The sequence below is a fragment of the Halomonas sp. ND22Bw genome, from assembly GCF_003011945.1.
Classification (GTDB): Bacteria; Pseudomonadota; Gammaproteobacteria; order Pseudomonadales; family Halomonadaceae; genus Halomonas; species Halomonas halophila.
Genome location: NZ_PXWD01000864.1, coordinates 1 through 272 on the forward strand (window position 1 = coordinate 1; position 272 = coordinate 272).

Sequence of the window (272 nt, forward strand, 5' to 3'; positions counted from 1 at the left end):
TGGAAAAGGGAAACAGCCAGGGTCCTATAGCCATAGCAGCTCCAGCTGCGCCGGCAGTTCGAAAATCAAAGCCCGCTGAAACAGATGAGAAATACATTTTTGGTAAAACACCGGAAATGCTGAATATCCTGAAGCAGATCGAGCTGGTGGCGCCGACCAATTACAGTGTGATTATTTATGGTGAAAGTGGCAGTGGCAAGGAAGCCATCGCGCAAAAAATCCATGCACAAAGCAGCCGGCGCAGTCAACCTTTTATTGCAATCGACTGTGGT

At 48.5% G+C, this 272-nt stretch carries 1 protein-coding gene; it reads left to right on the forward strand.

Going from position 1 to position 272, the window contains the following annotated elements; translation table 11 throughout:
- Window positions 1–272: sigma 54-interacting transcriptional regulator (locus CVH10_RS20610; RefSeq protein ID WP_146143199.1), on the forward strand; the 272-nt coding region annotated here is incomplete at both ends.